This window comes from Kosakonia sp. HypNH10 (assembly GCF_029850615.1).
In the GTDB taxonomy this organism is placed as follows: Bacteria; Pseudomonadota; Gammaproteobacteria; order Enterobacterales; family Enterobacteriaceae; genus Kosakonia; species Kosakonia cowanii.
The window spans coordinates 60381-84998 of sequence record NZ_JAOTIU010000001.1 but is presented as its reverse complement, the minus strand read 5'-3'; the positions used below and the strand labels follow the sequence as shown (position 1 = coordinate 84998).

Sequence of the window (24618 nt, the reverse complement as noted above, 5' to 3'; positions counted from 1 at the left end):
ATTTTTCTACTGGTTCTTAACATGCTGAAACAGCAGTAAGGGATATGTTCGGCTATTTTCGCGCACAGGCAGTGCATCGGGCTGGTTTCTGAGACATATCTGGTTGGATGTCCCGCCAGAGAGGGCGTGGGATGGATATCAGGGACGCGTAAATTTTAACATTTAGCCCTTTATTAACATTACCTTAGCAAATAAGCCTCAAAGCGCCTGGCGTTGGATTTTTTTCTTCTAAAAAAAGGTTTCGACTGTCAGAAAGTGTATAAGCGGATGATTATTTGCTCAAAGCGCCATTCGGCTGCCCGATCGTGTCACCGGGTGACTCTTTTGCAGAGTTGTGAGGCATATCACAATGAGTTATCTCCTAAAATCAGCCACTTTGTGGCGGCATTTTTTGCAAGCGATACACTTAACAGAGAAATAATTAACAATTCTTGCCCGCATAAGCCGGTTGTTCATGACAGCAGGGGGCTGCAGTGGCAGACTTCTGACTTCTTTTTTATGGGAGCAAAGCGATGAATTTTCATCCGTGGATCAATGCAGTACATATTGTCAGCGCAATCGTCTGGATTGGCGGCATGCTGATGAGCGCCATGGTGGCGCAGTGGAGCCTGCGACAGAAAGATAAAAGTACCACCCTGATTCTGCTTAACGATGTACGCAGCTGGAACCGCAGAATGACCAGCCCGGCGATGATCGTGCTGTGGATTGCCGGGATCGCCATGCTGGTGGCCTACGGGCAGATGCCGCACCTGTGGTTAATCGTCAAGATCGTGTTTGTGGTGCTGCTATCGGGCCTGCACGGTTTTCTCTCCGCCACGCTGCGCCGTCTGGCGAACGGTGAAACCCTTAAGCGTACAGGCGCGCTGAACAACGCAACGCGGCTGCTGGTGCTGTTTACGGTGGTGATTACGCTGCTGGCGGTGGTACGCCCCTTCTGAGGCGTTAATCGGTCTTGCTGTCGTATTCGCACAAATCTTCAATGATGCAGGAGCCGCAGCGGGGTTTACGGGCGATGCAGGTGTATCGCCCGTGCAGAATAAGCCAGTGGTGGCAGTCGACTTTAAACTCCGTCGGCACCACTTTCAGCAGCTTCTCCTCCACCTCTTCGACATTCTTCCCCGGCGCAAAGCGCGTACGGTTTGAGACGCGGAAAATGTGGGTATCGACAGCGATAGTCGGCCAGCCAAAGGCGGTATTGAGTACCACATTGGCGGTTTTACGCCCGACGCCCGGCAGCGCTTCCAGCGCGGCGCGATCTTCCGGCACTTCACCGCCATGTTTTTCCAGCAAAATGCGGCAGGTCTTAATGACGTTCTCCGCTTTGCTATTGTAAAGGCCGATGGTTTTGATGTACTGCTTCACGCCATCCACGCCCAGCTCCAGCATCGCCTGCGGCGTATTGGCAACCGGGTAAAGCAGCGCCGTCGCTTTATTGACGCTGACATCCGTCGCCTGGGCTGAGAGCAGCACGGCGATCAGCAGCTCAAACGGCGAGGTGAAGTTCAGTTCGGTGGTCGGGTGCGGGTTGTTCTCCCGCAGCCGTGTGAGGATTTCGAGGCGTTTCGCTTTATTCATTATGCCTTCCCGGGCGAGGTCTCTGGCGCGTCGTTGACCTGCGCGGCGGCGGCGGCTTCACGACGTTTTTTCATTTTCTGATCGATTAAGTATTTCACCGCCAGCATCATACCGAGGCCGATAAACGCGCCCGGCGGCAGCATCGCCAGCAGGAAAGGGGAGTCCGTATGGAACACTTCGATGCGCAGCCCTTTGGCCCAGCTTCCCAGCAGGCCATCCGCGCCGTCAAACAGCGTGCCGTTGCCGAGCATCTCACGCATCGAGCCAAGCACGAACATCGCGCCGGTCGCCCCCATACCGATGGCAAAACCATCCAGCGCCGAGAGCGCAGGCCCTTTTTTCGCCGCAAACGCCTCTGCGCGACCGACCACGATACAGTTGGTGACGATCAGCGGAATAAAGATCCCCAGCGACTGATAGAGGCCGAAAGCATAGGCGTTGATCAGCATCTGCACGGCGCTCACCACCGAGGCGATGATCATCACGTAGATGGGAATACGGATCTCCGACGGCGTCCAGCGACGCAGCAGGGAGATAAACAGGTTGGTCAGGGTCAGCACCAGCGTGGTCGCCAGCCCCAGCCCGAGGGCATTGGTAGCGGTCGACGTTACCGCCAGCAGCGGACACATGCCGAGTAACTGCACCAGCGCGGAGTTGTTTTTCCACAGCCCCTGGACAATAACCTCTTTTACTTCGCTCATCGTTTACTCTCCACACTCTGGCAAACGGGACAGCTGCTCAGGCAGCGTCATAGCGTAAATTCCGGTACGTTTCACTGCATTCACCACCGCGCGCGGGGTGATGGTCGCACCGGTAAACTGATCGAAATCACCGCCATCTTTCTTCACGGCGAAGTGGCTGTCGGCCGGGCCATCGATTCTCTTGCCGGTAAAGTAGGTGATCCAGTTACTGATGCGCAGCTCGATTTTATCGCCCAGGCCCGGCGTTTCATGGTGTTCGGTAACACGCACGCCCAGCACCGTGCCGCTAAAATCCGCGCCGACCAGCAGCTGGATAGCACCGGAGTAGCCATCCGGCGCGGTGGATTCAATCACCGCCGCTACCGGTTTATCGTCCTTCTGCGCAATCCACACGCGATGCGGGCCTTTGCCGAGCGCCGGGTCGCTCACCACATAACAGCTCTGCGCCAGCGCGTTAGTATAGCTCTCGGGCGGCAGCACCTGGTCGAAGAGCGCTTTTTGCTGCAATACCGCCTGGTCGGCGATGGTGCTTTTGGTCATCTGGTTAATGGCGGCGGTCAGTCCGGTGGAGCCAGCGGCAAAAAGAGCCAGCGTGACGCCATGTTTACGCATTGTATCTAGCATGACGGCTCCTTAACGATGTCCGTACACGCGCGGGCGCGTGTAGTAATCAATCAGCGGCACGGTGATATTCGCCAGCAGCACCGCAAAGGCGACGCCATCCGGGTAGCCGCCGAAGCTGCGGATCAGCCACACCAGCAAACCGGCCAGCGCACCGAAGATTAGGCGGCCTTTATTGGTGGTCGAGGCGGTGACCGGATCCGTAAGAATAAAGAATGCGCCGAGCATCGTCGCACCCGAAAGCAGATGCAGCTGCGGGGCTAAGAAGCTCTGCGGGGCGAAGAGCCAGCCGAGGGTGGCGCACAGGGTCAGCGAGAGCAGGAAGCTGACCGGGATATGCCAGCGAATGGTGTTCTGCGACAGCAAAAAGATCCCGCCCGCCAGATAGCCGAGGTTGACCCACTGCCAGCCTGCACCTGCCAGCACGCCGCTGTAGATCGGGTACTGCATTATCTGCTCAACGCTGTGTCCGGCATGCAGCGAGGTTTTAAAGGTGTCGAGCGGCGTCGCCTGGCTGATGCCATCCACGCCCATGCGCAGGGCATCCATCGTCGCGCCGGTGGTGCTGTGACCGGTAAAGATCACCCCAATGGCGTCGAGCAAACCGGGCACCGTGCGCGCAATATCATGGGGCGGCAACCAGCTGGTCATCTGCACCGGGAAGGAGATAAGCAGCACCACATAACCAATCATCGCCGGGTTAAAGGGGTTGTGGCCGAGACCGCCATACAGCTGCTTGGCGATAATCACTGCAAACACAGTGCCCAGCACCACCATCCACCACGGCGCAAAGGAGGGGATACTGATGGCGAGCAGCAGGCCGGTTAACAGGGCCGAGTTATCCGCCAGAATGGTGCTGACGGACTGTTTGCGCAGTTTCAGCACCAGCCCTTCCGCCAGCAGGGCGCTGACGATAGCGAGGATAAGCTGGATCAAGGTTCCCCAGCCGAAGAACCACAGCTGCGCGGCGATGCCCGGTATCGTCGCCAGCGTGACCAGCAGCATAATGCGCGAGGTCTGGCGCTGGTTATGGGTGTAAGGGGAACTTGCGATTCTGAAAACCATTTAATCCTCGTTAACAGCTTGCTGCGCGGCTTTTTTAGCCTGAACTCGGGCAATGGCCGCCGCGACCGCCGCTTTACGCGGATCGTCATTGGCAGCCTGGGTGTGCGTGGAGGCCTCTTCTGCGCTGGATTGCGCGCGGGCCTGCTCTGCTTTACGTGCTTTGGCGCGGGCGATTGCCGCTTCGACGGCGGCTTTACGCGGGTCGACCGGCTCGCTGGCTTCCGGTGCAACAGCAGGAGTCTCTTTCTGCGCCTGAGCCTGCTCCGCTTTACGCGCTTTGGCGCGGGCAATCGCCGCTTCAACGGCGGCTTTACGCGGATCGACCGGCTCGCTGGTTTCTGGCTCGGCAGCAGGAGCCTCTTTCTGCGCCTGCTCCGCTTTACGCGCTTTCGCACGGGCAATCGCCGCTTCAACGGCGGCTTTGCGCGGATCGACCGGCTCGCTGCTTTCCGGCTCGGCGGCAGGCATCTCTTTCTGCGCCTGCTCCGCTTTACGCGCTTTCGCGCGGGCGATTGCCGCTTCAACGGCGGCTTTACGCGGGTCGACCGGCTCGCTGGTTTCTGGCTCGGCAGCAGGAGCTTCTTTCTGCGCCTGCTCCGCTTTACGCGCTTTGGCGCGGGCAATCGCCGCTTCAACGGCGGCTTTGCGCGGGTCGACCAGTTCGGTAGTTTCCGGCTCGGTCGCGGCAGCGACTTTCTGCGCATGCTCGGCTTTACGTGCTTTGGCGCGGGCAATCGCTGCTTCGACAGCGGATTTGCGCGGATCGTCGCCTTCAGCCGTCGCCTGCGCTTTTTCTGCCTGACGCGCACGCGCCTCAGCTTTACGTGCTTCGCGGGCGGCAATCACTTCACGGTTATCAGGCTCGGCACCAGCCTGCACCACCACCGGCTCTGCGGCAGCGGCCTGTTTCTCTTTCACGCGGGAAAGTGCGGCTTCAATCGCCTGCTTATCCTCTTCGCCAGGCTTCGCGGCGGCCTGCTTGTGACGTGCCTGACGCGCCAGTTTCTCGCGCTCAAGGCGCGCCTGACGGGCTTCAAAACGCGCCTTCGCTTCGGCGGTGCGTCGCTCTTCCTCGGCGATCGCGGAGATCTCCGCTTTCTCCTGGCGGAAATATTGCACCAGCGGAATATTGCTCGGGCAGACCCATGCGCAGGCACCGCACTCGATACAGTCAGAGAGATTGTGTGCGATGGCTTTGTCGTGCTGCTGGCCTTTGCTGAACCAGTAGAGCTGCTGCGGCAGCAAGTCCGCCGGGCAGGCGTCAGCGCAGGCGCTGCAACGGATGCAGCCTTTCTCTTCCTGCGTTTCGCCCATTTCACTGGCCGAAGGGGCCAGCAGGCAGTTAGTAATTTTGACCACCGGAACATCCAGCCACGGCAGGGTAAAGCCCATCAGCGGGCCACCCATGATCACCAGCTGTTCTGCTGAAGGCTGGAAGCCCGCGTAATCAAGCAGGTGGCGAACCGGCGTGCCGAGCCGCGCCCAGACGTTGCCCGGCCGGGCAACCGCTTCACCGGTCAGGGTCACCACGCGCTCCGTTAACGGTTCACCGTCAATCACCGCACGCTTCACCGCGTAGGCGGTGCCGACGTTCTGCATCAGCACGCCGATATCGGACGAGCGGCCGCCGTGCGGCACCTGCTTGCCGGTGAGGATCTGCGTCAGCTGTTTTGCGCCGCCGGAGGGGTATTTGGTCGGGATCACTTTCAGCTGAATATCGTGGCTGCCCGCCAGCACCGCACGCATCATCGAGATCGCCTGCGGTTTATTATCTTCGATGCCGATCAGCACCTGGCGCGGTTGAAGGATATGCGCGAGGATGCGCACCCCCTCCATAATCTGCGCGGCGCAATCCTGCATCAGGCGATCGTCGGCGGTGATATAGGGCTCGCACTCGGCGGCATTGATAATCAGCGTATCGACTTTATCGCCTGCACCTTGCAGCTTGGCACCGGTCGGGAAGCCAGCTCCGCCCAGCCCGGCAACGCCGAACTGATGGATACGCTCAATCAGTGCTTCAACGCTCTGGGTGCGATAATCCTGCCACCCTTCGCGCGCAATCCAGCGATCTTCGCCGTCCGCTTCGATAATGACGCTCAGTTCAGGCAGGGCGGAGGGGTGTGCGGTAGCGTGAGGGGCGATCGCCACAACGGTGCCTGAGGTCGGCGCGTGCACCGGCAGCATACGACCACGGCCGCGGGTCAGCGGCTGACCGCGCAAAACGCTATCGCCCACGCTGACGCACAGCTCACCTTCAGCGCCGATATGCTGCTTTAAGGGAATGACAAAACGGTTCGCCAGCGGCAATTGCCGCAGCGGCGTACCGTTAGACTGGGTTTTCATCTCCGGCGGATGAATGCCGCCGTGGAAATCCCACAGTTTCTCTTTTCGGAATGCGGAAAATAACTTAAGCATGGTGCTCCACAGGAATAGTGCGCACCGGAATGGTGTGCAGATCCCATTTCCAGTTCTGCGTGGTTGGCGCAACCGGGCGCAGGTCGATACACTGCGTCGGGCACGGATCCACACAAAGATTACAGCCGGTGCAGAGATCGCTTACCACCGTATGCATGGCGCGGGTTGCGCCCACGATGGCGTCGACCGGGCAGGCCTGAATGCATTTTGTACAGCCGATGCAGTTGCTCTCATCGATGATGGCAAGCATGCGCACCGGTTCCAGCGCGTCGGCATCACCATCAATCGGCTGCGGATCGACGTTTAACAGCGTGGCGATTTTCTGCATTACCGCTTCGCCGCCGGGGGCGCAGCGGTTGATCTTTTCACCCTGGGTGCCCACCGCTTCGGCGTAGGGACGACAGCCGGGGTAGCCGCACTGACCACACTGGCTCTGCGGCAGCAGTTCATCGATACGTTCAACAACCGGATCGTCCTCGACCGCAAACCGGCGCGAGGCGTAACCGAGGATCAGGCCGAACAGCAGCCCAAGTACGCTCAGGACTGCAACGGCGATGGTTATCGCATTCATTACAGTTTTACCAGACCACTAAAGCCCATAAAGGCCAGAGACATTAAGCCGGCGGTAACTAACGCAATCGCGTTACCGCGAAACGGCGCGGGAACATCGGCGACGGCAAGGCGTTCGCGGATTGCGGCGAACAGCACCATCACCAGTGAGAAGCCGACGGCGGCGGCAAAGCCATACAGCGCCGACTGCATAAAGTTGTGCCCAAGATTGATGTTGAGCAGGGCGACGCCAAGCACCGCGCAGTTGGTGGTGATAAGCGGCAGAAAGATGCCGAGCAGGCGATAGAGCGCCGGGCTGGTTTTACGCACCACCATCTCGGTGAACTGCACCACCACGGCAATAATCAGGATAAAGGAGAGGGTGCGCAGATAGACCAGGTTCAACGGGATCAGCACCCAGTTGTCGATAAGCCATGAGCAGATCGAAGCCATGGTCATCACGAAGGTGGTCGCCAGCCCCATACCCATTGCGCTTTCCAGCTTTTTGGAAACGCCCATAAACGGACACAGGCCAAGAAACTTCACCAGTACGAAGTTGTTGACCAGTACCGTTCCGATAAAAAGCAGAAGATAGTCTGTCATTATGTGGCCTGAAATGAAAAAAGCCGCCTATTATCGGGCAAACAGCCCCGGGCGACAACAGGTTAACTGTAAGGTTATTTACGGGTTAATAAAGGTCTTCTTCACGCGCACCGCGCGCTTGAAGTAGGGCACAAACAGCGCCGCTGCCAGCAAAGGGAAGATCAGCTGGCGAACCGCCATCGCATCGGAAACGGGTGAAAATGCAAACGCTTTTATCGCCAGCAGCACGCAGACCAGCAGCCAGATAATGTAGTGCTTCGGCACCAGGCTGCGGCGTTTGAAAAAGGCGATGGTCAGCCAGAGCGTATAGCACCAGAGCGCGGCGGCAAAAATAAAGGATAAGATCAACAGCAGCATCGCTTTCGACGGCTGCGCCAGCAGGGCCGAGAGCGCATGCGGCGTTAACAGGGCGGTGACATACAGCATTAACGCCAGCGAGGTGCTTAATAACGCGACCAGCAACCAGGCCAGAGGGGCAAGTAACCAGCCTCCGATACGTTCTGCGGGTGTTGTTGTCATGCCATTTCCTCTGTTAACACATTCAGTTGCGGCAAACATTGCCGGGCGACGAGTATAAAGCATCGCACGGCGATTGCCAGCGGCCTCAGACCACGTAGCGCCATACCGAGCGCGGAACGCACCCAATGTCAAATAACCGCCCGCCGGAGACCAGCTCAGCGCGGCGGTGATCGGCTGCGCGGTACATATTAATGATCTCACTGCTCTCGGTCAGGGTGTAGTTAAGGTGATCGAAGAGCTTTTCCAGGCTTTCAAGCGAACTGATTTTGCGAAATTTTAATAAATAGTCCTGCACGGTCATGTCGGAGGGTGTCCATATAATGAAGAGGCAAAAAAAGAACGGCTATGCGCGCAAATAACAGACGTTATTATCCGGGCGTAACTAGCGTGAGAATAATCTGCCATTAAATTAAGCATATTCTTTTCAGGTAAAAACCAGGCGCCACAAAGGCGCCGGGCGAAGAAGGTTAACGTCCTTCCTCATGACGGGCAACCCGCTTCTGGCGCGATATGGGCTATCGCAGCAATAGGGAATACCTTTATTTCTTTTGCACTACCACGCTTTGCTCAGGCGGCTGGTAATTATCAATATGGCTGGCAAACACCAACAGAATGGTTGATACGCCGAGCACAATCCAGCCCATTAATTCAACGATCCGATTGAATATTGCGGTCATATTTATACTGCTCCCTGGGATTCACATCACACGCCGGTAGTCATTAACGGGTGTTGGGCGCAGATTTAAGCAGATTTTGTAAGCGGAAACCAGACCAGAATGCGCTGAATTATTCACCTTAAAAATGCGTTACAACAGCGGTTGTCGGCATCAGGCAGATAGTGTGAAATGGAGGTCCACTGAAAAGAGGCCGTGATATGAGTGATATTATTCGGGTTGGCGTGATCGGATATGGCTACGCCAGTAAAACATTTCATGCACCGCTGATCGCAGGCACCGCCGGTATGGCGCTGGCGGCTATTTCCAGCAGTGATGAGTCAAAGGTCAAAGCGGACTGGCCCAACGTCGATGTTGTTGCCGATCCCAAACGTCTGTTTAACGATCCCAATATTGATTTAATTGTCATCCCCACGCCTAACGATACCCACTTTCCGCTGGCGAAAGCGGCGCTGGAAGCGGGCAAACATGTGGTGGTCGATAAACCCTTTACCGTGACACTGTCACAGGCGCGCGAGCTGGACGCGCTGGCCCGCAGCTATGGCCGTCTGTTATCGGTGTTTCATAACCGCCGCTGGGACAGCGACTTCCTGACGCTGAAAGCGCTGCTTGCAGATGGTGCACTGGGTGAAGTGGCCTATTTCGAATCCCATTTCGACCGCTTCCGCCCGCAGGTGCGTGACCGCTGGCGCGAACAGGGCGGCCCGGGGAGCGGCATCTGGTACGATTTAGCCCCGCACTTGCTCGACCAGGCGATCAATCTGTTTGGTCTGCCGGTCTCATTAACTGTCGATCTGGCCCAGTTGCGCCCGGGCGCGCAATCCACCGACTATTTTCACGCGGTATTGACCTATCCCCAGCGCCGCGTGGTGCTGCACGGCACGCTGCTGGCGGCGGCGGAATCCGCGCGCTATATCGTCCACGGCACGCGCGGCAGCTATGTGAAATATGGCCTTGATCCGCAGGAGGAGCGCTTAAAAAGCGGGGCGCGCTTACCGCAGGAGGATTGGGGCTACGACATGCGCGATGGCGTGTTGACCCGCATTGATGGTGAAACGCGTAAAGAGGAGACCTGGCTGACACTGCCGGGCAACTATCCGGCTTATTACGCGGCAATCCGCGATGCGCTGATGGGCGGCGGCGAGAACCCGGTTCCGGCCAGCCAGGCGATCCGCATTATGGAGCTGATTGAGCTTGGTATCGAGTCGGCAAAACACCGCGCAACCCTCAGCCTCACCTGAACGACTGGCTCACGGCAGGCCGTGAGCCATGCTCATCAAGCCTGCGCGACGCGCTCGCGCAGCGCCTGTTTCTCTTCGGCAGTGATAAAGGCCAACTCCAGCCCGTTAATCTGCGCCTGGCGGATCTGCTCTGCGCTCAAACCGGCTGCCGGAGCGGCAACCTCATACTCGTGACCAATGTCGATCCCCTGTACCGCCGGATCGTCCGTATTAATGCTGGCCAGAATGCCGTGATCGAGGAAGGTTTTCAGCGGATGGCGATCGAGAGAGGCCACGGTACTGGTCTGAATGTTAGAGGTGAGGCAGGACTCAATACCAATCCGCTGCTCGGCGAGGAAGTCCATCAGCGCGGCATCTTCAATCGCTTTTACGCCGTGACCGATGCGCACGGCACCCAGTTCACGGATCGCCTGCCAGATGCTCTCGGGACCCGCGGCTTCACCGGCATGCACGGTGATCTGCCAGCCGGCATCGCGGGCGCGGGTAAAGTGGGAAAGGAACAGGCTTCCCGGAAAACCGAGCTCATCGCCCGCCAGATCGAGAGCGGTAATGGCGTCGCGATGAGCGAGCAGGGCGTCCAGCTCCTGTTCGCAGGCTGCTTCGCCGAAGGTGCGGCTCAGAATACCGATTAAGCGCGCCTGCACATTAAAATCGCGGCTTCCTTCGCGTACCCCGGCAATCACCGCTTCCACCACGCCTGCCACCGGCAGGTTGTGGGTCATCGCCATATAGCCCGGCGAGAAGCGCAGTTCCACATAGTGCAGGCCATTTCGCGCCGCATCTTCCATGTTTTCATAAGCTACGCGACGGCAGGCGTCCAGCGAGGCCAGCACCTTCACGCCCCAGTCGAGTTTGGCGAGAAAGCTCACTAAATCGGGTTCGTTAGAGGTCACCTGCACATGCGGGCGCAGCGCGTCGAGGGTTTGCGCGGGGAGGGTTAAATTATACTGGCGGCCAAGATCGAGGATAGTTTGGGCACGGATATTGCCGTCAAGATGACGATGGATATCGGTTAAAGACAGTTTTAAATCAATCATGATCGCACTCATATTTTTGTAAAAGTGCAAAGCATTATACAACACTTCGTTAACTTATTAAAAATAGTAATAAAATTAGCAAGATAGAAAAGGAGGGCGCGCAAAGGTGGTGGATAAGTATGCACCTGCTGATGCCAGCGTAAGCCGGGCTGGCATCGATCACGCCCTCAGAAGAAGAGGTTGAAAATCACTGTGACGAGCAGCAGCCAGCAGGGTACTGAAAAGTAGAGCGTGCCCTTTTTGTCAGGGCTACGTTTAAGCAAAAGGAGAGTGATAAAGGTTACCGCCAGCACGGCGAGATAGAGCATCACCAGCAGACGGCTTTGCAGCACGTTGTGCAGCGCGATGGCTAACAGCAGGCTCGACACCAGCGCATAAAGACGGAACGTGCGGGTAAAAAAGATCCAGCCGAGAACAAAGTAAACCAGCGACACGCCCCAGACCATCATTCACTCCGTTGATAAATTTCGCCACAGGCTAACATGAACGCAGCGCGGCAATCAGCCTTTTTACTCCCTCTTCCAGCTTCACTCGTGGGCAGCCGACGTTGAGGCGAATAAACCCGCGCCCCTGTGGCCCGTAGACATCGCCGCGCATAATCGCCACCTGCTGCTCCTCAATGAGCGTTTTTTGCAGCCTGTCATCATCAATCTCCAGCGCTCGCAAATCGATCCACGCCAGATAGGTCGACTCCGGCGGCTGCCAGCGCAGCTGCGGGAAGGCGTCGTTGAGGGTCGTGGCGAGATAAGCCAGGTTAGCGCGCAGATAGCTGCGCAGGGCTTCAAGCCACGGGGCGCCTTCACGATAGGCGGCAACATGTGCCGCTACTGCCAGCACCGACGGCGAGGACAAGCCGTTAGCGTTTTTTAACGCGTCGAGGTAGCCGTTGCGCGACGCCTTGTCGCCAAACAGACCCCATGCGCCGGTTAATGCCGGGATATTGAAACTTTTAGATGCCGAGGAGAAGAGCGCCCACGGTGAGCGCGCGACATTGCCCCACGGAGTGTGCTGCTGGGCGCTCCAGACCATATCCATATGGATCTCATCGCTGATCACTTTTACCTGGTGACGCTCGCACAGCAGTGCCATCGCGGTCAGCTCTTCATGCGTCCACACTTTGCCGGTCGGGTTATGCGGGCTGCAAAGCAGCAGAACTTTGCTCTCCGGGCGCGCCAGCACCGCTTCGAGCTGCGTCATGTCACACACCCAGCCGCCGTGATACTGATGCAGCGGTACCGTCAGCAGCTTGCGCTGATTGTGGCTTATCATTTTCGGGAAGGCGTCATAGGCGGGCGTGTGAACCACAACGGCATCGCCGGGCTGCGTCCACTGGCGGATGGTCTCGGCAATCATCCAGATAACCGACGGTCCATAGACCAGGGCGTCGCAGTCGATTCGGGTGTCGAAACGGCTGGCGAGCCAGTATTCGATTGCGCCGATGAAGTCATCGTTCTGCCAGCGGCTGTAGCCGAAAACCCCATGCGCAAGGCGCTTTTGCATGGCGTCGAGAATGCAAGGCGCGGTGGCGAAATCCATATCCGAGATGGTAAAGGGCAGCAGGTCGGCGCGGCCAAAACGATCGCTCACGTAGTCCCACTGGGTGCACCAGGTGCCGTGGCGATCGACAGGGGTGGAAAAATCAAAGGAAACGTCGCGCTTCATCTACTTGCCTCTGGGGTTATCTGTGCCTGCGCCGCTGCAATGAGCCGCGCCATTTCATCTTTTACCGACTGCACCTGCGGCCCAATCACCACCTGCAGGTTGTGGTCGTTGACCTTCACCACGCCGAGGGCGCGATGGGCTTTCAGCGCGGCGGCATCAACCTGCGCCATGCTGCCCACCGACAGGCGCAGGCGGGTGATGCAGTTATCAAGGCTCTGCACATTTTGCGCTCCGCCAAGGGCGGCAAGCAAGGCCGGGACATCATAGCCGGAGCGGCCTGTAGCCTCGGGCGTCGTGCTTTGCGCGGTCTCAATTGTCTGCGGTTCGCGGCCGGGTGTTTTCAGATCAAAACGGGTAATGGCAAAGCGGAACAGCGCGTAGTAGACGATAAACCACACTGCGGCGACCAGCGGCACCAGATACCATTTGGTCGCCAGCCCGTGCAGCACGCCGAAGACGATAAAATCAATCACATTGCCGTCGGTGTTGCCAATCGTTACTCCGAGCACCGCCATAACGGTAAAACCGAGGCCGGTAAGGAGGGCGTGGATCAGATAGAGCGCCGGGGCGACAAAAAGAAACAGGAACTCAACCGGCTCGGTAGTGCCGCCAACGACGCAGGCGATAACGCCTGAAATCAGCAGCCCCTTAATCTTATGGCGATTCTCCGGTCGCGCGCAGTGGTACATCGCCAGCGCTGCGCCGGGCAGCCCACCCAGGAACGCAGGCATTTTCCCCTGCGAGAGAAAACGGGTTGCGCTCTCAGAAAAGCCGTGCGTCTGCGGGCAGCCAAGCTGGGCCTGGAAGATGGTCAGCGCGCCGCTCACCTGATGGCCACACACCTCCATGGTCCCGCCTGCGTCGGTAAAGCGGATCAGCGCCACCAGAATATGTTGTAAACCGAAGGGGAGCAGCAGCCGCTCGCCGGTGCCGAATATCATCGGCCCGAAGTCGCCCGCGCGATCGATAAGCTGCCCGAGGCCGCTAATGCCGAGCGCAAACCAGGGCCAGATAAGCGGGATCAGCAGGCCAGCAACGCCCATTACTACGCTTGTGACAATCGGGACGGAACGCGTGCCGCCAAAAAAGGCCAGCGCGTCCGGCAGGCGCAGGGTGTGAAAACGCTCATGCAGCCGCCAGACGATCACCCCCGCAATCACTGCGCCGAGGATACCGGTATCAATTGACTGGATGCCGAGCACGCTCTGAATATTATGTGCCTTGAGCACGGCCGCGTCGCTGGTGGGTAAAATGCCCTGCGCGGTGAGCCAGAAGTTGACCGCCAGGTTCATCACCGCATAGCCGACAAAGCCGGAGAAGGCGGCGACGCCTTTATCTTCCCGCGCAAGACCCAGCGGGATGGCAATACAGAACATCACCGGTAAGAAGGTGAAGGCAAATGCGCCGATTTTGCTCATCCAGATAAAGATCGCCTGCAGTAACGGATGGCCTAATAACGGCAGCAGCGTGATCACGTCGCGGCTGCTCAGCGAGCTGCCAATACCCAGCATAATGCCGCAGAAGGAGAGCAGCGCGACCGGCAGCATAAAGGTGCGTCCTAACTGCTGAAAAAATTCCCATACGGCACTACCCGACCTTTTTTTACCCGTCATAACAACTCCTCAAAAAAGTAAGCGAACGGCAGGCTTCCTGACTATGCGTATAGCGTTGTATCAGGTTTCTGGCGCTGGCGGCAGAGCTAATCATCCTGACGATCTTAATTAGGAATTCAACCAGATAGAGGGGGATTTGCGAGCTGTTTTCCAGCTTTGGCAAATGGCTGAGAAAATTTTATATATCCTGTTGCGAAGGCCAAAAACCACGACTATTTTTAGGGGCGAAATTACACCCTCCGACCCTGATGCGGAGGCCCACTTTTCGTATCGCTATGCAGGATGAGTATGCAGACGACAACCACAGAAGAGCAGTTCAACGCCTTTTTTGGCGTGACCGCGCGTGATGAAGAGGCTGAAAAGCAGGTCATTAGCACCATCCTTTCGAACCTGCGTTTGCAGCAGCGCGACGTCAACGATAAACATCTCATCCTGGCACTGATTGGGCTGCTGGAAACAGAAGATAACCCCGCAATGCTGGAGGTGTATCGCAACGCATTAGAAAGAGTGGTGCAGAAAACGCCGGACCATATCTAAACCGGCATCGATTTATCAACGAAGACGCCTTCATAACAGACGAAGGCGTTTTCACGTTAATCAGGCGGAGTAGGTTATCCTGTCGAGGATAAGCTGCCGGGCGGCATCGAACACGCGCTTCTGTCTGGGATCGGTGGTTATACTGCTCTGCGCACGCAGCACCATAATCAGGTTGCTGGGTTTCACAGGCCGTTGAGAATGCATAAGGTAGGTGGCGGCTAAGCCGATAGCCTCATGGATCTCTGCGGGTTGAACTTGCACATCGTCGTTCAATGATTCTCCCTTATTGCACTGGTGACTTTATCTTCTAAGCCTGCGGGCCAGATCAAATCCACTGTGCATTCGTCGAAACATGCGAAGCAAGTCTGAATAGAAGGGTGAAAATAATGGTCCGGTAGGGAACGCCAGACCTGGTGAAGAGATGTTGCTGGAAAAATCAGTGCTTGCGGGCTTTGTTATCGATGCCCGGGCCTGATAAAGGCAACCGGCTCTTAAGGCGGCTGGCCTGTAAACTGCTTTTGCGCCCGCGCGTGGCCGGCTGGGTTTTATAGTGGTGGATACCGCTGATCGCGGTTTGAAGTGCTTTACGCCGTGTGCTGTCGACTTCACTCATGAGGGACTCTTGCAACTGCCCAATCAGCGCATCGAAAGAGACATCATCATCTGAATCAAGCAGGGCCAGTACTGCCTCGCCCATTACCGTATCTACAAGCTTATCTGACTCATTTTTACTCATTCTGCCTCACACATTTGCTGCACCGTACAAAGGTTTCCCGGTCATGCATCTTAGTAACGTTATGCTGCATGTTATAGCTTATTCATTAAGATTATGGAAATGACGAGCCCATTTTTCTGGTAAAAATCAGCTTCAGCAGATCGCCATAGCGCGCTTCTGTTAACGGGTCGTTGGCGTTATCAAGACGCGTTGCCAGTTTGATACAGAGGCTTTGTCGGCTGACCTGGCCTTTTTCACGCAAAAGCTCGATCACAATCTCACCTAACAGCTCCTCTTGCGAGAGCGTGCAACCCGGCTGGAAGAACGCACTCTCATCCGGACCTTTACCCTGGAAACCTTTCACGACTGTCCTCTCTTCAACGGGCTAAATGCCAAAAGAATGATTTTGCATCAACGGACTGATTCGGTTATCAGCCTCGCGCTACAAAGCATTCAGCAGCCCCGAATTTTGCTCGCTAATAATAACTGAAAGAAATAGATAGGGAAGGGAAAAGGGGCTTACGGAGGATATATCTTCCAGGGGAAAGCAAAAAAATGCCCCTCATGTGAGGGGCGTTTTGCTTACTGCTGCGGGATGGCCGGCGGAGCGGGAGGAACCGCCTCGCCCGGTACGGCTGGCTGCATTGAAGGCAGGCCAAACATGCCGACAAACTGCTCCAGCGGCATCTTCTCGCCGTTCAGTGTCACCTGGCCGTTGGCATACTGCAGGCTGGTGAGAATGGTGTTGTTCTCAAGGGTAGTGATGCGGAACATCTGGCCCATTGCCGCCAGGCCTTTCACCTGCTGGCTAGCCAGCTTTGCCGCATCCTCTTGCTGATACCCTTGCAGCTTCGCTACCTGGGTCATCAGCTCGGTCGCCATATCCACCGGAATGGAGAGCTTGCCGTCGAGAGATTTCACATTGCGATCAACCTGCTGCGCCAGCGTCTGCGGGGCATCAGCGGTTTTTGCCGGATCTTTCAGGAACAGCGAGAGGTTAAAGGTCGATTCGCCTTTCGCATTTTTCCAGCTCAGCGGAGCAACGGTAATCACCGGCTCGCCTTTCAGCAGCAGCGGGACAACACTGAGAAACGCTTCGGTCGCTTTCTGCTGGTACAGCTCAGGATTCTGGGCGATATCAGGCTGCGCCATCAGGGCGCGGATCTGCGCATCATACTGCTGCGTGGCCTGATGCCAGGCGTTGCCATCAACCTGGCCGACTTTCAGCGTCAGTTTGCCGTTGCCGAGATCCTGGCCCTGTACTTTCAGGCTGTTGAGGGTGTAATCGACCTGGCTGTTGATATTTTTCTTATCATCCGCCACGTCCGATTTCGCGGTAAGCTCCATCCCTTCAAGAATTGCCATCTCCTTGTTTTCAATGGAGATAGCAAGTTTATCAAGGCTCATCTTCTGGCTGCCGGTGCGCTCATTGAAAGCACTCATTTCGCTCGAGCCATCGGTCTTGAAGTTATTAAAGGAGAGCTGCACTTTCTGGCCAAACTCGTTAACCGTATCGACCAGGCCGCTTTGCGCTTCGCCGCTTACCGCAACCGCATTGCCCTCTTTATCAGCGCTGACGCGGAAATTGCCGCCGCCGAAAGCGACTTTCTCACCCTCTTTTTCGACATTCAGCGCGCGCAGGTTGATGTCGCTGCGGGTATCACCGGAGTAGCCAATACGCGTTTCGGCGACAAACGGCGATTCGCCTTTAGCCATCTCAAACAGCGCTTTGGTGACATCATTATTGACCAGTTGCGTGTGGACGGAGGCCATCGCCGGCGTCAGGCTGAAGGATTTCAGCTGCGCCAGCGGGAAGGGGCCGTGATCGACATTTTCATGCAGAACCACGCTCTGGCCGGGCTTCAGCCACGGGCTGGTGGTGCCGGCAATCGGTTTGACCTGCAGGGTGAAGGTACTGGAGAAGAGGCTGCGTTTATAATCCTGCGCCGAAAGCTCAACATTGGCGTCCGGCGCGCTGCGTTTGATCTGGGCATTTGCCTGGCTCACCATCTCACCCAGACGTCCTTCCAGCTGTTTGCCGGTATACCAGGCTCCGCCTGCCCAGACGACACCTAATGCAACAATAACCCCGGCGGCAACCAACGTTTTTTTCATAGCGCTTATCCCTGAAAAAGAAACCAGGCGGTGCAAACCGCCTGGACTGTCGAATGAAGTTCGCTAAAGCTTAGCAATAGTTGCTTAAAACTTCAGTAACTTAGTCGATTTTATTAAACACGCGCGCCACCCGTCCGGTGCCACTTGCGGCGACCGGCGACTCATCCGCGCCGATAAACGCCGATTCGCCCGCTTTCAGCACCAGCGTCTGCTCACCTTTGCTGAGCACCGCTTCGCCTTCGACACAGAAGATAATCGCTGCGCTCTGCTGCGCCAGCGGGGTCTCGTGGGTGGAGAGATTGTGCAGCGAGAAGGCGAAGTCAGCGACCGGGATCGGGAAATCGAGGGCGGCATCGTCACGAACCGGCTGTGTCAGCAGATCATCCGCCGCTTTCGGCGTGAATTTGACGTTCGCCACCAGTTCCGGGATATCAATATATTTCGGCGTCAACCCGGCGCGCAGCACGTTATCGGAGTTGGCCATCACCTCCAGCGCCACGCCCTGCAGATAGGCGTGCGGGGTTTCCGCGAACAGGAACATCGCTTCGCCAGGATTAAGTTTGACCACGTTAAGCAGCAGGGGTGAGAAGAGGCCGCTGTCGTCCGGGTAGAATTCGGCGATGGTGCGGATAGTGTTCCACGGCTCGCCATGCTCTTTATCAAGCACCGATTTCAGCACCGCCAGCGCGCGGGACTTCTCCTCATTCTGCATATTGAGCAGCGCGGCAAAAAGCTCGCTCAGGCGCTCGGCACCGGGTGCCTGCAGGAAGTGGGCGATGGCGGGATGCGCACCGGCGACAGGTTGCAGCAGGGAGACGATATCAGAGAACTCGCGGAACGCATTCATCGCCAGGAAAGGGGTGAGGGCAAAGACCAGTTCCGGCTTGTGGTTAGGATCTTTGTAGTTGCGCTCGGCCGCATCCAGCGGGATACCGGCCGCGTTCTCCTTCGCAAAGCCCAGCTCTGAGTTTTTCTTGTTCGGGTGAACCTGGATTGAGAGCGGTTGGTCAGCGCAGAGCACTTTAAACAGGAACGGCAGTTCGCCAAAGCGTTCAGCCACGGCATCGCCGAGCAGGCGGCGCTTATCGGCCTCGATCACCTCGCGCAGCGCGCGGGTTTGCCCCTGTTCGTCCTGCACTTTTGAGCTGCTCTTCGGGTGGGCACCCATCCATAACTCGGCCATTGGCAGATTATCCGGATTGGCGATGCCGTAGAGTTCCGTTAACGCACTTTTACTACCCCAGGCATAGTTCTGCACGGAGTTGATGAGTTTTTGCATTATCAAGCCCTTTTTGATTAGGAAAATTATCGCGTCATTAAAGCAACAAACCCGGCGGAAGTAATCAGTGAGGGTAAAAAGTCGTACTAGTCTCAGTTTTTGTTAAAAATTTGTGTAGGATATGTCGACTCGCTTTAACACAGGCTGAGGGATCTCCTGCCTGAACAATAACCAAATCGTGCCGTAAGTGAGAGAACAATGTCGAACAAACCCTTCTGTTATCAGGATCCTTTCCCCCTCGGAGAGGATGATACCGAATACTATCTGCTAAGCCGCGACCACGTCTCCGTTGCCCAGTTCGAGGGGCAGGATATTCTAAAAGTCGATCCGCAGGCGCTGACGCTGCTGGCGCAGCACGCTTTCCATGACGCTTCGTTTCTCCTGCGCCCGGCGCATCAGCAGCAGGTTGCCGATATTCTGAGCGACCCGGAGGCGAGCGAGAACGATAAATATGTCGCGCTGCAGTTCCTGCGCAACTCGGAAATCGCTGCCAAAGGCATTCTGCCGACCTGCCAGGATACCGGCACGGCGATCATCATTGGTAAAAAAGGGCAGCGCGTCTGGACCGGCGGCGGTGATGAAGCCGCACTGGCGCAGGGCGTTTACAACACTTACACCGAAGATAACCTGCGCTACTCGCAAAACGCGCCGCTGGATATGTATAAAGAGGTCAACACCGGCACCAACCTGCCGGCGCAGATCGATCTCTACAGCGTTGACGGCGAGGCGTATAAGTTCCTGTTTATCGCCAAAGGCGGCGGCTCGGCGAACAAAACCTATCTCTACCAGGAGACAAAAGCGCTGATCACCCCGGCGAAGCTGAAAAACTATCTGGTAGAAAAAATGCGCACCCTCGGCACAGCGGCCTGCCCGCCGTACCACATCGCTTTTGTCATTGGCGGGACCTCTGCGGAAGCGACGCTGAAGACCGTCAAACTGGCGTCGACCAAATATTATGACGCGCTGCCGACCCAGGGTAACGAGCACGGCCAGGCGTTCCGCGATGTGCAGCTTGAGCAGGAGTTACTGCAAGAGGCGCGCAACCTTGGCCTTGGCGCGCAGTTCGGCGGCAAATACTTCGCCCACGATATCCGCGTGATCCGCCTGCCGCGCCACGGCGCATCCTGCCCGGTCGGTATGGGCGTGTCGTGCTCCGCAGACCGCAATATCAAAGGCAAAATCACCCGCGACGGCATCTGGCTGGAGCGCCTTGAGCAGAACCCTGGCAAATACATCCCGGAAGCACTGCGCCAGGCGGGTGAGGGTGAGGCGGTAAAAGTCGATCTCAACCGCCCGATGAGCGAGATCCTGGCTCAGCTGTCGCACTATCCGGTCTCCACGCGCCTGTCGCTGACCGGAACGATTATTGTCGCCCGCGACATTGCCCACGCCAAACTGAAAGAGCTGATGGACAGCGGCGAGCATCTGCCGCAGTACGTAAAAGATCACCCGATCTACTATGCCGGCCCGGCGAAAACCCCGGAAGGGTACGCTTCCGGTTCGCTTGGCCCAACCACCGCCGGGCGTATGGACTCCTACGTCGATCAGCTGCAATCCCAGGGCGGCAGCATGATCATGCTGGCGAAGGGCAACCGCAGCAAACAGGTGACGGATGCCTGCGCGAAACATGGCGGTTTCTACCTCGGCAGCATCGGCGGCCCGGCGGCGATCCTCGCGCAGAACAGCATTAAGCATCTTGAGTGTGTCGCCTACCCGGAATTGGGTATGGAGGCTATCTGGAAAATTGAGGTGGAGGATTTCCCGGCCTTTATCCTCGTCGATGACAAAGGGAATGACTTCTTCCAGCAGATCCAGTCTGGTCAGTGCGCCAGCTGCCTGAAATAGTACCTGCCGCCCTGCGGGGCGGTTTTTTCCCCGTTGCGGCACTTATAAAGCACGAACTTCACAACAACATTCTAAAAAGCATCAATACTTTTACCTGTTTGCAAGTGAGCCAGTCGAAAACCCTATCACTTTGTACCCAAGGAGAGAGTAATGACAACGCATCGCAGTGAGAAAGATTCGATGGGCGCGATTGACGTCCCGGCAGATAAACTGTGGGGCGCGCAGACCCAGCGGTCGCTTGAGCATTTCCGTATCTCAACAGAGAAGATGCCGGTCTCGCTGATCCACGCCCTGGCGCTGACCAAACGCGCGGCGGCGAAAGTGAACCAGGATCTGGGCCTGCTGCCGGAAGAGAAGGCGCGCGCGATTATGGCGGCGGCCGATGAGGTGCTGGCCGGGAAACATCCTGACGAGTTTCCGCTGGCGATCTGGCAGACCGGATCCGGCACCCAGAGCAATATGAATATGAATGAGGTGCTGGCAAACCGCGCCAGCGAGATCCTCGGCGGCGAGCGCGGTATGGCGCGCAAAATCCACCCCAATGATGACGTCAACAAGAGCCAGAGCTCCAACGATGTTTTCCCGACGGCGATGCACGTCGCGGCGGTGATTGGCGTGCGTGAGCAGCTTATCCCGCAGCTTCAGGTACTGAAAAAGACCCTCAGTGAAAAAGCCACCGCCTTTGCCGATATCGTCAAAATTGGCCGTACCCATCTGCAGGATGCAACGCCGCTGACCCTCGGCCAGGAGATCTCCGGCTGGGTGGCAATGCTGGAGCACAATCTTAAACATATCGAACAGAGCCTGCCGCATCTTGGCGAACTGGCGCTCGGCGGCACCGCGGTGGGGACCGGGCTCAACACCCATCCTGAGTATGCCGAACGGGTGGCGAAAGAGCTGGCAAGCTTTACGCAGCAGCCGTTCATTACCGCGCCGAACAAGTTTGAAGCGCTGGCGACCTGCGATGCGCTGGTGCATGCCCACGGCGCGTTAAAGGGGCTTGCCGCGTCGCTGATGAAAATCGCCAACGATGTGCGCTGGCTCGCCTCCGGCCCGCGCTGCGGCATTGGCGAAATTTCGATCCCGGAAAATGAGCCGGGCAGCTCCATCATGCCGGGCAAAGTTAACCCGACCCAGTGCGAAGCGATGACCATGCTCTGCTGCCAGGTACTGGGCAATGACGTGGCGGTGAATATGGGCGGGGCGTCGGGTAACTTTGAGCTCAACGTCTTCCGCCCGATGGTGATCCATAATTTCCTGCAATCAATTCGCCTGCTGGCGGATGGTATGGAGAGCTTTAATGAGCACTGTGCGGTTGGCATTGAGCCGAATCGGGAGCGTATCGACCAGTTGCTGAATGAGTCGCTGATGCTGGTGACCGCCCTCAATACCCATATTGGCTATGACAAAGCGGCGGAGATTGCCAAGAAGGCGCATAAAGAGGGGCTGACGCTGAAAGCCTCGGCGCTGGCGCTCGGCTACCTGACGGAAGCCGAGTTCGACAGCTGGGTACGTCCGGAGTCGATGGTCGGTAGCATGAAGCCAGCCTAATCCGCCACGTAGAGGTGCAGCCGGGGAATGATTGGTGTTAACGGCTGCGCCTGCGGTTTGTAGCGGTGCTGGACGTTATCGGCGTTGTAGTCCAGCAGTTCGCCAACGTCCGGCACCGCGCCGCCATTCTCCTCTGATATCAGCGTGATAATCGGCGTCGGGCAGGCGTGCTGCACCTGCTTTTGCGAGCCGGCGTACCAGACGCGGGCGATAGGTTGCACCTTCACCGGACGTTTGATCTTCAGCCGCGCTTTTTGCGGCAGGGCGGCGACATCGTTGTACTCCTGCTGAACGCGCGCCAGCCACTCATCTCTGCTCCAGCCTGCCACCGCGCGCGGTGATTTCAGGCTCTTCTCCAGCTGTGCCAGCACCTCATCGCGGGTGAAATTTTTAATAATGTGCTTATTGGCCCAGCCGAAACGGATAGTCGCCGGTGCGCGCAGCAGTGTTAACGTGCGGTAGGCATTGAGGGTAATCAGCCCCGGCAGATGGCGATGTACCCACTCGAAGCGGGCAGTGGGCGCCAGCCCGGATTCAACCGTGACGATCTTTTCAAACGCCTGTTTGAGCGAATTGATGGTGTTAATGCGCGCCTCCAGCGCCTGCAACATCGCGTCACTTCCCTGATAGCAGACCACGCCGGGCAGCCGCACGGCGGCTTTACTGCTGCGGTTTTCCGACTGCTGTTGAATAAAGAGGTGGGTGTAGTGGTTGAGCGCGAGGCTGGCCGCCGCCTTGCCGATATGCTGCTTCACCGCGATGGTCGGGAGCGGATCGTGCTCGGCCCCTTTGGCAATCTCCGGCAGGGTAAAGACGCGGGCGACCATCAGGCGGCACTCGCTCAGTTCAGCCTTCAGCGCCGCCAGCTCACGCTCCAACTGGCGAAAGGTGCTGTTCAGGCGGTCAATCAGATCTAACGCGGCCATTTTTCACTCCTGTAGTTACAACATACTAATAGTTTATAGCACAGGAGCCGGGCATTAGCCACTGTGCATAGAAGGGTTAAACAGGCAGCGGAAGGTTATGGTAGATCGGCCACTGGAAAGTAAATTTCGCGCCGCCCAGCTCGCTTTCGTCGCAGCTGACGCTGCCGCCAAAGGCCTGGGCGATAGAGTGCACAATGGCCAGCCCTAAGCCGCAGCCGCCGGTGGCGCGATCGCGGCTCGGGTCGAGGCGCACAAAGGGTTCGAAAATACGTTCCCGTTCAGCCGGGGCGATACCGGGGCCATCATCCTCTACCGTCATGCTGGCAAGCGATCCCTGGCGCTGCAACGTCACCTTAATCGTCCCTTCGCTGTAGCGCAGGGCATTGTTGACCAGATTATCCAGCACGCGCTCCATCAGGCGCATATCGAGCGCGCCATACTCGTCGCCGGCCTGGCAGTCGAGCAGTAAGCTATGTTGCGGGTTCATGCTGCGCGCATCGTCGAGATAACTGTTGAACCAGGCGGGCAGATCCGGCGTCGTCAGCTGCAATTCGGTCTGTGGGCGATCGAGGCGGGCGTAAGTCAGCAACTCTTCAATCAACCCCTCCAGTTGCCCAATATCGCGGTTCAGCGCGGTGTGCTCCGCCTCGCTGAGATTATCGCTCATCTCCAGCCGGTAACGCAGCCTGACCAGCGGCGTACGTAATTCATGAGCGATGCCGTCAATGAGCTGCTTTTTACTGGCGATTAAGGCGTTGATATTGTCCGCCATCTGGTTAAAGGCGATGCCGAGTCGTTCAAAACTGGAGGCGCTGTCAAAGTGAATGCGCTCCTCAAGATGGCCTTCGCCAAAACGCTGGGCGGCGGACTCCAGCCGCAGCATCTCTTGCCAGTGCGGCCGCATCCAGATAAAGACCGGAAAGGCCAGCGAGATGGCAATCAGCGCCATCAGCCCCATATCCAGTAGCCGCGTTTCATGCAGGAAAAAGAGATAGGGCACCGGGCCGACCGCCAGCACATAGTGGCTGCGCGGAATGCGCTGGATAAAGGTGTATTCCGAATCGAGCGCGACGATATCGCCTTCGCGCAGACGCTGGGCAGCGGCAGGATCGAGGGTGAATTTATTCATCGGCTCGACCTGCAGATCAAAAGAGAGATTCAGGTCCAGATCTTTTAAGGTCTTTGCCCACTCGTGGGGTGGGATTTCGCGCAGTTCGCTGCGCATCAGGTAGAGCGAGCTTTTCATCAAATCGTCGAGAGACTGGCGACCGGCGCGCTCGGCGGTAAATTTATAGACCAGACCGACCAGCATCGTCATCACCAGAAAGCAGACGAACAGCAGAAGGTAAAACTGGACGAACAGCTTTTTCATCGT

Annotated in this window: 26 protein-coding genes; 5 read left to right on the top strand and 21 right to left on the bottom strand. The window is 57.4% G+C overall.

The annotated features are described in order from the left end of the window. The first annotated feature begins 512 nt into the window (after positions 1 to 512). A complete protein-coding gene (locus N7V53_RS00440; protein WP_279791510.1) occupies positions 513 to 938 on the top strand; it encodes a CopD family protein in 426 nt (141 codons plus the stop codon). 4 nt (positions 939 to 942) lie between these two features. On the opposite strand, the gene nth is transcribed toward N7V53_RS00440, so the two are convergent. The 10 genes from nth to blr all read right to left on the bottom strand — a co-directional run bounded on the left by nth (position 943) and on the right by blr (position 8725). Beyond that, positions 943 to 1575: an endonuclease III gene (gene nth / locus N7V53_RS00435; RefSeq protein WP_023481795.1), complete on the bottom strand. Its 633-nt coding sequence runs from the start codon at positions 1573 to 1575 to the stop codon at positions 943 to 945. Continuing rightward, on the bottom strand, positions 1575 to 2276 hold the full coding sequence (locus tag N7V53_RS00430) for an electron transport complex subunit E (protein WP_076769773.1): 702 nt from the start codon (positions 2274 to 2276) through the stop codon (positions 1575 to 1577). The genes nth and N7V53_RS00430 overlap by 1 nt, the downstream gene beginning before the upstream one ends. Before the next feature lie 3 nt (positions 2277 to 2279). Continuing rightward, positions 2280 to 2900: an electron transport complex subunit RsxG gene (gene rsxG, locus N7V53_RS00425; protein WP_279791507.1), complete on the bottom strand. Its 621-nt coding sequence runs from the start codon at positions 2898 to 2900 to the stop codon at positions 2280 to 2282. Between the two features lie 9 nt (positions 2901 to 2909). Continuing rightward, positions 2910 to 3962, bottom strand: coding sequence for an electron transport complex subunit RsxD (gene rsxD, locus N7V53_RS00420; protein WP_279791506.1), 1053 nt, complete (start codon positions 3960 to 3962; stop codon positions 2910 to 2912). Then, a complete protein-coding gene (gene rsxC / locus N7V53_RS00415) occupies positions 3963 to 6377 on the bottom strand; it encodes an electron transport complex subunit RsxC (protein ID WP_279791505.1) in 2415 nt (804 codons plus the stop codon). It lies immediately after the preceding gene. Next, positions 6370 to 6948, bottom strand: coding sequence for an electron transport complex subunit RsxB (gene rsxB, locus N7V53_RS00410; protein WP_023481647.1), 579 nt, complete (start codon positions 6946 to 6948; stop codon positions 6370 to 6372). The genes rsxC and rsxB overlap by 8 nt, the downstream gene beginning before the upstream one ends. After that, entirely contained in the window at positions 6948 to 7529 is a 582-nt protein-coding gene (rsxA, locus tag N7V53_RS00405) for an electron transport complex subunit RsxA (RefSeq protein ID WP_023481348.1), read from the bottom strand. Before rsxA ends, rsxB begins: the two co-directional genes overlap by 1 nt. A 78-nt stretch (positions 7530 to 7607) precedes the next feature. Further along, entirely contained in the window at positions 7608 to 8048 is a 441-nt protein-coding gene (locus N7V53_RS00400; protein WP_054803863.1) for a DUF2569 domain-containing protein, read from the bottom strand. Positions 8049 to 8133: 85 nt separating this feature from the next. Then, positions 8134 to 8349, bottom strand: coding sequence for a transcription modulator YdgT (gene ydgT / locus N7V53_RS00395; RefSeq protein WP_023481783.1), 216 nt, complete (start codon positions 8347 to 8349; stop codon positions 8134 to 8136). 238 nt (positions 8350 to 8587) lie between these two features. After that, the gene (blr, locus tag N7V53_RS00390; RefSeq protein ID WP_023481427.1) at positions 8588 to 8725 is read right to left on the bottom strand and encodes a division septum protein Blr; all 138 of its coding nucleotides are present in this window, start codon (positions 8723 to 8725) and stop codon (positions 8588 to 8590) included. Between the two features lie 197 nt (positions 8726 to 8922). Here blr and N7V53_RS00385 point away from each other — a divergent pair, with 197 nt between their 5' ends. Continuing rightward, a complete protein-coding gene (locus N7V53_RS00385) occupies positions 8923 to 9963 on the top strand; it encodes an oxidoreductase (protein ID WP_124968441.1) in 1041 nt (346 codons plus the stop codon). Positions 9964 to 9998: 35 nt separating this feature from the next. Here N7V53_RS00385 and add read toward each other — a convergent pair whose 3' ends face one another. From add to malX, 4 genes are all read right to left on the bottom strand, one after another. Continuing rightward, positions 9999 to 11000, bottom strand: a complete 1002-nt coding sequence (gene add / locus N7V53_RS00380) for an adenosine deaminase (protein WP_279791500.1) — start codon at positions 10998 to 11000, stop codon at positions 9999 to 10001. Between the two features lie 167 nt (positions 11001 to 11167). After that, positions 11168 to 11449: a hypothetical protein gene (locus N7V53_RS00375; RefSeq protein WP_279791499.1), complete on the bottom strand. Its 282-nt coding sequence runs from the start codon at positions 11447 to 11449 to the stop codon at positions 11168 to 11170. A 28-nt stretch (positions 11450 to 11477) separates the two neighbouring features. Next, positions 11478 to 12662: a pyridoxal phosphate-dependent aminotransferase gene (locus tag N7V53_RS00370; RefSeq protein WP_279791498.1), complete on the bottom strand. Its 1185-nt coding sequence runs from the start codon at positions 12660 to 12662 to the stop codon at positions 11478 to 11480. Then, positions 12659 to 14275, bottom strand: coding sequence for a maltose/glucose-specific PTS transporter subunit IIBC (gene malX, locus N7V53_RS00365; RefSeq protein WP_279791497.1), 1617 nt, complete (start codon positions 14273 to 14275; stop codon positions 12659 to 12661). Before malX ends, N7V53_RS00370 begins: the two co-directional genes overlap by 4 nt. A gap of 288 nt (positions 14276 to 14563) precedes the next feature. Between malX and N7V53_RS00360 the strand changes: the two genes are divergently transcribed. Continuing rightward, entirely contained in the window at positions 14564 to 14812 is a 249-nt protein-coding gene (locus N7V53_RS00360) for a biofilm development regulator YmgB/AriR family protein (RefSeq protein ID WP_076769779.1), read from the top strand. 60 nt (positions 14813 to 14872) lie between these two features. Here N7V53_RS00360 and N7V53_RS00355 read toward each other — a convergent pair whose 3' ends face one another. The 5 genes from N7V53_RS00355 to manA all read right to left on the bottom strand — a co-directional run bounded on the left by N7V53_RS00355 (position 14873) and on the right by manA (position 18921). Then, positions 14873 to 15085 (bottom strand): hypothetical protein, encoded by a 213-nt coding sequence (locus N7V53_RS00355; protein ID WP_023481748.1) that lies wholly within the window; start codon positions 15083 to 15085, stop codon positions 14873 to 14875. 163 nt (positions 15086 to 15248) lie between these two features. Further along, positions 15249 to 15548, bottom strand: a complete 300-nt coding sequence (locus N7V53_RS00350) for a hypothetical protein (protein ID WP_023481550.1) — start codon at positions 15546 to 15548, stop codon at positions 15249 to 15251. Between the two features lie 91 nt (positions 15549 to 15639). Beyond that, positions 15640 to 15891: a two-component-system connector protein YcgZ gene (locus N7V53_RS00345; RefSeq protein ID WP_128483045.1), complete on the bottom strand. Its 252-nt coding sequence runs from the start codon at positions 15889 to 15891 to the stop codon at positions 15640 to 15642. A gap of 218 nt (positions 15892 to 16109) precedes the next feature. After that, entirely contained in the window at positions 16110 to 17642 is a 1533-nt protein-coding gene (locus tag N7V53_RS00340; protein ID WP_279791491.1) for a YdgA family protein, read from the bottom strand. A gap of 100 nt (positions 17643 to 17742) precedes the next feature. After that, the gene (gene manA / locus N7V53_RS00335) at positions 17743 to 18921 is read right to left on the bottom strand and encodes a mannose-6-phosphate isomerase (protein ID WP_279791489.1); all 1179 of its coding nucleotides are present in this window, start codon (positions 18919 to 18921) and stop codon (positions 17743 to 17745) included. Positions 18922 to 19119: 198 nt separating this feature from the next. Between manA and fumA the strand changes: the two genes are divergently transcribed. Then, the gene (gene fumA, locus N7V53_RS00330; protein WP_279791487.1) at positions 19120 to 20766 is read left to right on the top strand and encodes a class I fumarate hydratase FumA; all 1647 of its coding nucleotides are present in this window, start codon (positions 19120 to 19122) and stop codon (positions 20764 to 20766) included. Positions 20767 to 20916: 150 nt separating this feature from the next. Next, positions 20917 to 22317: a class II fumarate hydratase gene (gene fumC, locus N7V53_RS00325; protein WP_200579500.1), complete on the top strand. Its 1401-nt coding sequence runs from the start codon at positions 20917 to 20919 to the stop codon at positions 22315 to 22317. Here fumC and tus read toward each other — a convergent pair. Both tus and rstB read right to left on the bottom strand, forming a co-directional pair. After that, positions 22314 to 23243 (bottom strand): DNA replication terminus site-binding protein, encoded by a 930-nt coding sequence (tus, locus tag N7V53_RS00320; protein ID WP_279791481.1) that lies wholly within the window; start codon positions 23241 to 23243, stop codon positions 22314 to 22316. The two genes, fumC and tus, sit on opposite strands and share 4 nt — an antisense overlap. Before the next feature lie 76 nt (positions 23244 to 23319). Next, the gene (gene rstB, locus N7V53_RS00315) at positions 23320 to 24615 is read right to left on the bottom strand and encodes a two-component system sensor histidine kinase RstB (protein WP_279791479.1); all 1296 of its coding nucleotides are present in this window, start codon (positions 24613 to 24615) and stop codon (positions 23320 to 23322) included. Positions 24616 to 24618 lie beyond the last annotated feature (3 nt).